Origin of the sequence: uncultured Lactobacillus sp. (assembly GCF_948948975.1) — a bacterium.
Lineage (GTDB): Bacteria > Bacillota > Bacilli > Lactobacillales > Lactobacillaceae > Lactobacillus.
In genome coordinates this window covers 1-6880 of sequence record NZ_CARBVX010000036.1, presented here as the reverse complement: position 1 = coordinate 6880, position 6880 = coordinate 1, and the positions used below count along the sequence as shown (strand labels likewise).

General features: G+C 33.3%; 8 protein-coding genes and 2 pseudogenes. All 10 read right to left on the bottom strand.

Annotated features, from left to right (window positions below):
* Nucleotides 1–106: 106 nt before the first annotated feature.
* Nucleotides 107–1315 (bottom strand): acetate/propionate family kinase, encoded by a 1209-nt coding sequence (locus tag Q9R40_RS09370; RefSeq protein ID WP_300592024.1) that lies wholly within the window; start codon nt 1313–1315, stop codon nt 107–109.
* A gap of 26 nt (nt 1316–1341) precedes the next feature.
* Nucleotides 1342–2343, bottom strand: coding sequence for a class I SAM-dependent methyltransferase (locus tag Q9R40_RS09365; RefSeq protein WP_300592023.1), 1002 nt, complete (start codon nt 2341–2343; stop codon nt 1342–1344).
* A 205-nt stretch (nt 2344–2548) separates the two neighbouring features.
* Complete coding sequence (gene comGF, locus Q9R40_RS09360; RefSeq protein WP_304677407.1) at nt 2549–3058, bottom strand: competence type IV pilus minor pilin ComGF; 510 nt, start codon at nt 3056–3058, stop codon at nt 2549–2551.
* Between the two features lie 5 nt (nt 3059–3063).
* The gene (locus Q9R40_RS09355) at nt 3064–3282 is read right to left on the bottom strand and encodes a type II secretion system protein (protein ID WP_300592019.1); all 219 of its coding nucleotides are present in this window, start codon (nt 3280–3282) and stop codon (nt 3064–3066) included.
* Nucleotides 3272–3574 (bottom strand): type II secretion system protein, encoded by a 303-nt coding sequence (locus Q9R40_RS09350; RefSeq protein ID WP_304677408.1) that lies wholly within the window; start codon nt 3572–3574, stop codon nt 3272–3274. The genes Q9R40_RS09355 and Q9R40_RS09350 overlap by 11 nt, the downstream gene beginning before the upstream one ends.
* Before the next feature lie 39 nt (nt 3575–3613).
* Nucleotides 3614–3688 (bottom strand): annotated as a pseudogene (locus Q9R40_RS09345) (Tfp pilus assembly protein FimT/FimU); the annotation flags it as partial.
* Nucleotides 3685–3982: pseudogene (comGC, locus tag Q9R40_RS09340) on the bottom strand (competence type IV pilus major pilin ComGC). The pseudogenes comGC and Q9R40_RS09345, both read right to left, overlap by 4 nt.
* Nucleotides 3983–3994: 12 nt before the next feature.
* Nucleotides 3995–4996: a type II secretion system F family protein gene (locus tag Q9R40_RS09335; RefSeq protein ID WP_300592017.1), complete on the bottom strand. Its 1002-nt coding sequence runs from the start codon at nt 4994–4996 to the stop codon at nt 3995–3997.
* Complete coding sequence (comGA, locus tag Q9R40_RS09330) at nt 4962–5939, bottom strand: competence type IV pilus ATPase ComGA (protein ID WP_304677405.1); 978 nt, start codon at nt 5937–5939, stop codon at nt 4962–4964. The genes Q9R40_RS09335 and comGA overlap by 35 nt, the downstream gene beginning before the upstream one ends.
* Before the next feature lie 156 nt (nt 5940–6095).
* Nucleotides 6096–6824, bottom strand: a complete 729-nt coding sequence (locus tag Q9R40_RS09325; protein WP_300592014.1) for a YebC/PmpR family DNA-binding transcriptional regulator — start codon at nt 6822–6824, stop codon at nt 6096–6098.
* Nucleotides 6825–6880: the final 56 nt, after the last annotated feature.

Genomic DNA, 6880 nt, shown 5'->3' with positions numbered 1-6880 from the left:
CGAATCGCAGTCAACGCGAATCTACGCCTGTCGAATCCCAAAACATCCCCAGATGTTTCAATGATATCACAGTCCTTATTAAAATGCTATAACTTTGATTTTAACCTTATTGGTTTGACTTATCTAATTTTGCTAAGCGGACAACATCACGTGCAATCATTAATTCTTCATTTGTTGGAACAATCATAGCAGTAATTTTTGAATTTGGCGTTGTAATAATCCCTTCTTGGTTAGCTTCATTGGCTGTATCATCGATTTCAAGGCCAGCCCATGCAAAATTATCCATAATTTGTTTTCTTACACTTGGCTCATGTTCTCCAATGCCTGCCGTAAAGACTAAAACATCTAAACCTCTCATTTCAGCCATATATGCTCCAAGATAGCGAACAATTCGATTAATAAAAATTTCTTTTGCAAGTTTTGCTTGACTATTCCCCTCTTGAATAGCTTTATCAATATCTCTCATATCTGGTGAAACTTCTGAGAGACCTAGTAAACCAGACTCAGTGTTTATCATCTTAATAACATCATTAAAGTTAGAGATATTTCCCTTTTTCATAATGTATTGTAATAAGGATGGATCCACATCCCCACTTCTAGTTCCCATAGTTATACCAGCTACAGGACTAAATCCCATAGAAGTGTCAAAGGATTTACCACCTTTTACAGCTGTAATTGATGCACCGCTACCTAAGTGACACACTGCCATTTTCAAATCTTCTAATGGTTTGTTTAAAAGGTCCGCTGCACGTTCTGAAACATAGCGTGCAGAGGTTCCATGTGCACCATATTTTCTTGCACGAAATTTTTCATAGTATTTATACGGTACAGAATACAAATACTGAACTGGATCTAGAGTTTGGTGGAAAGAAGTATCAAAAACAGCTACCTCAGGTACATCGGGCAAAACTTTCATGAAAGCATAGATACCATCTGCTTCAGCTGGATTATGTAAAGGTGCATAGTCACGCATGTTATAAATCTTCCAGAGATTATCTTCAGTAATAATTGCACTATCAGGAAATTCTTCTCCCCCAGCAACTACACGATGTCCCACACCAACAATATCTGCTAAAGAATCAATAACCTTATATTCTTTAAGCCAGCTAAGTAACTTTTGAACAGCTTCTTCTTGGTTAGCAATATCACTTTCTTCATCATGTTGACTACCATCAGCTAAAGTCATAGTAAAAACAGAACCTGGTAATCCTACCCGGTCAGCCATACCAGATGCAATTACTTCTTCATTATCAAGAGAAAATAATTTGTACTTAAATGATGAACTACCTGAATTTACTGCTAAAACTTTTTTCATATCTCTACCTCACATGCTTATAAAAATTAATCTTTATTCTTATGATACCAATCATTTAACTTCATATTAAATGCTACTAAAGATTCTGGTCCTTTTAGTGAATCTAATTTAGCAACCAACACTTCCCGCTCTGCAGCATGATCTCCATGATTTTGGAAAACCAAAATTGATTTTTGCTGAATTTGGCTTGAAAACATATTATCCGGCAAATCTACAATAGCTTGAATATTAACCTTTTTTGCTAACCAAGTCATGAATTCAGTAGAGCCTTTGCCAGTAAATAGTAATCGTGGTACCACTAAAAATGCAAAGCCATCTCTCTTAAGATTATTTACAATTTGCTCAATGAATAAAGTATGAGCAAACGAATGTCCCTCTTTTGCATGGTTTTCAAAGCGCCGAGCATTATTATCTAATGGATAGTAACCGACAGGCAGATCGCTTAAGACAACATCTGCTTTTTCAATCATCCATGGATCTAATGCATCCTGACAGTATAAATCAATTTTTAAATCTTCAAGATGAGCACCAATATCGGCCAAGTCTAAAAGAGATTCTTCATTATCGATTCCAATTAGATTGTAATTATTTTGAGAGTGGTTTTCTTGTATTAACTGTCTGATTACTGAATAAAGTAAATTTCCAGTCCCAATAGCTGGATCAACTACAGTTTTTTTACCTGTAGGAACAATTTTTTGCCAAATCAAAGCAATTATTGTAGCAACTACTGAGGGGGTAGGCATTAAGTTATAGTCATTAGCATCTTGAGTAATTGCCTTTAAAGCTAATAAAGTAAATATCTGTACTTTCAATGCACGTGGCAAATTATCATAATCTAATTGACGATATTCTTCAGTCAATTCAGCTACAGTTTCCTTATCGGGAGCACCTGACTCAACTTTGATCTTTCCGTTTTCTAAATTATCAAAGGTTTCCGTCAATGCAGATGAAAAAGAAACATTAAGAGCCTTTTGCAAATGCTCAATAGCTGTCTGAAATTTTGGATACAATTCTTCTACTTTTTGCATTTTTCTTCCTTCTTTAATATTCCTTCTAATATTCTATAGGTATCCGCAAAGACTAGCAAGCACTCCATATTACTTAGAGAAATAATTTATTAAAGAAAGATTGCTTTCCATATTTTCAGTAAAAGTATGCTGGTACATTAATGTAAAAGTAATACAGATATTAATAAGCAATAAACTACTAACTAGAGCACTCCCCTTTACTCGATTAACTCTTTTTTTCTTTCTCATTCGCTAGATTCACTTCCTTTTTTTCTGGTAAATCTGTTTTAAAATACATTTCACTTTGTCTACCATCTTTTTCAGTTATCAAGATTGTAAATGAATCTTTTGACGTAGAGCATCTAATTTTTTTAACTTTAAAAAGTAAAGGCATATGTCCACCCTCATCGGTCCGCATTCTTAAAGTATCATTTGAGCTTAAATCAATCACATAAGTCTCGTAAGGTGGATCATTCTTCTTTTTCTTCTTATCAGAAAATTTTCTGAGAATAATTTTAGTGGGATCTGATCCAGTCGTACTTACTTCAACATGTCCATTTTCTTTTAAAAAATTATTTACTTGTACATAACTATATGCAATTTCATTTATTCCGCTTTTTTGATGATTAATTTTTCTAAGTGTATTTACGAGTCCAAAAAGTATCTGCGCACATAAAATCGTAACGGCAATTGCAAAAACTGCTTCTAATAAAGTAAATCCTTTTATTCTTTTCATTATTTTTACCTATGATAGATATGATCATGGACTAATAATGTTTTTTTATCACTATGTTTAAAAATATATTCAGCATAGGATTTATCTACTCTTTTCTCAATTTGTTTTTCCGTTTGTCTATTTTGCTTAAGAGTCAAACCTAACAAAATTACTCCCAAACAAGCAATTGTAAATCCTAAACATGCTTCCCAGAAAATAAATCCCTTTATTCTTTTATTCTTCACCCATTCTTCCCCATGTCATTTGTATTTTTATTTTCTTTTCTTTCTTACCATTCTTAATAGTAATAGTCCGTGGTGAAATTGTTCCACGATTGCTAATGTAAAGATTATCAAAATTGTACACTCTAATATGTTTATCTAAATAAACTTGTGAAACCTGATGAGGCTCCTTTATTTGAATCGAAGAATTATTATCAAAATATGACAAAAAATATGATTTCTTTTTTACTGTTGCTAGATGTAAATACTTATTAATGGTAGATTTCACTTGACGTGTACTATTATCTAAAACCACCTGCTCCTTGATATTCTTGACATAAAGAGTGGGCATCAAGACTAGAAGGCAAACCACTGCTAATGTAACTACTGTTTCAATTAATGTAAATCCTCTTATTTTTTTGAAAATCATTTTTGTGGTAATTTTTCATATCTTTCTTTTTGCTTTTGAGAAATATACTCTTTCTTTACAAGTTCTTCTAAGGAAGTTCCATCTCCATTATCTTCAGCCAGCTGTCTTTGCGTCTCAATTGTTGTTCTTAAAGCCTCATCAGTCTTACTCGTAGCTCTATCCTTTTGTTTGCTTAGTCCCGGCACAATCAGCAAAATTAGCATTGCAATGATAGCAATTACAATTACCATTTCTACTAAAGTAAATCCTTTTACTTGCTTATTTTTTTATAATAAATTGTTTTAATTTTTTCATTTTACTTTTCCTCTACATAGTTTCCATTAAGTGATACATCGGCATTAATATCTTTAAATACATCCCTAAAATACAAATCCCAATAAAAATAAAGCATAACGGTTGGATATTGAGAATTAGGCTATTCAATTTTAGATTCAGTTCATAAAAAAGTGTCTTACTAAGTAATAAGGCACGCTTTCCAATTTCCTTTCTAGTTGTTCCAGTTTCTAAAAGCATGACTAAATTATTAGGTATGAAAAATTCTTGTTCAATAATTTCTTTAATTTCAATACCCTTTTCTAATTGATTTTTTACTTTTATCCCAATAACTTGGTGCAATGACCTATCAGGTTGCATAGCAGTAAGTTGACAGATTTTTTGTAGTGAAAAACCATTAATTAATAAAACTGCTAAATCAGACACAACCAGATAATGAACATATAACCGTAAAACAGCACCAATCATGGGTAAATTTGTCAGTTTTTTAAGAGCATAATAATCTTGTTTATTAAGTAATCTAATTGTTTTACTAATAAAAAATACTGCCATAATAACCAAAAGTATCAGACCACCAAGCATTGCATTACTAGTCCAATCATTGTCAGACATTTCTGTTTTTAGAAATGTTTGCATACAAATTAGCAGAGTAACCATCATTCCAACTAAAAGTGCTGGATAGGCTAATTCTCCTTTTAACTTCTTTAATTGCTTATTCTTTAATCGAATAAGTTTGCTCATTTGATCTAAGCAAGATAATAAATTTCCATCAATAACTGCCAAATTTATTTGGGCAGCTAAAGTACTAGAAAATCCCACTTCCTGCAGTACATCCCCTAACTGGTTTCCTTCTTCTACTCGTTGATTCACATAAAGAAGTTGACTAGAATTACCCCTCCAAATTTTTGGTAACAGTCTCAAACTAGCATTTAGGGAATAACCATTAATTAAGGCCTGTCTTAAATAATCAATAAAAATCAATTGATCAGCGCTATTTAACTTATCCTTCTTCAAAAAGTTGCTGAGTATTTTCACTAATCTTTCCTCGTTTTACTAATTGATTTAAATTATTCTGCCAATCATGCAAATTACCACGTTTATCGTTATTAGTGATTGCTCGATGAAGCATTTCTCCATACCCAATATCCATTAAACAAGCAACATCATTTTTATCTCTTATAGGTAATAACCGTTGATAAGACACTGCTGTTAAACAATTATTCAGTTCGTCTTTAGTAATACCTAATCCTTCGAGACGTGATATTGTTTGTAAAGCCGTCTTAGCATGAATAGTAGCTAAAACCAAATGTCCGCTTAGGGCCGCATTAATACTAATTTTGGCTGTTTCTTGGTCTCGAATTTCACCAATAATTAAAATATCCGGTCTATGCCGTAAAGCTGCTTTCAACAAATCTGGATATGTAATTCCAGCAATTAAATTCACTTGCGTCTGTAAGAAATCTGGATTCCACACTTCGACTGGATCTTCAATAGTCATTACAACTTTATTTTTCCCAATCGCTTGTGCTAACTCATACATTGTTGAGGTTTTTCCAGATCCTGTTGGACCACTTGTAACTATTAACCCACGTTGATTGGTAAGTTTTTTAATTAAATTAAACTGATCTGGAAGAAAATAATTATTATTCTTTTCTCCATAAATCAGCCTCACCACCAAAGATTCATCTCCGGCAAATTCTCCAACACTAGAAAAACGTAAAAATATCTTTCTTCTTTTAAACTCGATCTGATACGCTCCCACCTGTGGTCTACGCCGTTCAGAAATATCCATCTGTGCTTGAAATTTAAAATAATTTAAGAGCTCTCTTCCACCATGTCGACTTAACTCTTGAATTTTATTTAAACCCAGTGCAGTTCGAATTTTTATCTCGTATCCATTGCTAATAGGAAAGATAAAAATATCACTAGCATGCCTTTCAACGGCTTCTTCTAAAATTCTTTCTGACATCTCATTCACTCTTAATCCCTCCTTTACTCTATATTTATTAGTACGCAAAAAATCAAAATTATTTTTTATTATTCAAAATAAGTTGCAAAAAAATGGACTGACCTACAGGTCAGTCCAAAAAAATAGATCTAAAATTATATTTTAGATCTATTTTGCGATAAATTATTATTCATCATCTGCAGCAGCAGTATATACATTAGAAACGTCATCGTTATCTTCTAATGCATCAATCAAGTGAGCAAATTGCTCTTTCTTATCTGCTGGAACTGGAGTGGTGTTTTGTGGAATCATAGTTAATTCTGCATTAGCTAACTTATAGCCAGCCTTTTCCAATGCATCACGTACAGCAGTAAATTGCTTAGGATCAGTGTAGATTTCAAATGCATCATCACTAGTTTCCAAGTCGTCGCCACCAGCATCCATAACATCAAGCAACACTTGATCTTCATCAGCGTCAGTAGTTGAACGATCAATTACAAGGTAACCCTTACGGTCAAACATGTAAGCAACAGAACCAGTTGCACCAAGAGAACCACCATTACGAGTAAAGGCAACACGAACATCTGAAGCAGTACGGTTCTTGTTATCAGTTAGAGCTTCAACTAAAACTGCAACACCACCTGGTGCATAACCTTCGTAAGTAATTTCATCATAGTGTTCATCTGAATTACCTTCAGCCTTTTTAATAGCACGTTCAATATTAGTCTTAGGCATGTTAGCTGCACGTGCTTTATCCATAACCATACGTAAAGTAGGATTTCCTGAAGGGTCAGGACCACCACTCTTTGCAGCCATATAAATTTCACGAGATAATTTTTGGAAAACTTTACCTCTCTTAGCGTCTTGCGCATTCTTGCGGCCTTGAATATTGTGCCATTTTGAATGTCCTGACATAAGAATCCTTCTTTCTTTTTATTTAATATAGTTAACCTTGTCAATCATAACGCACT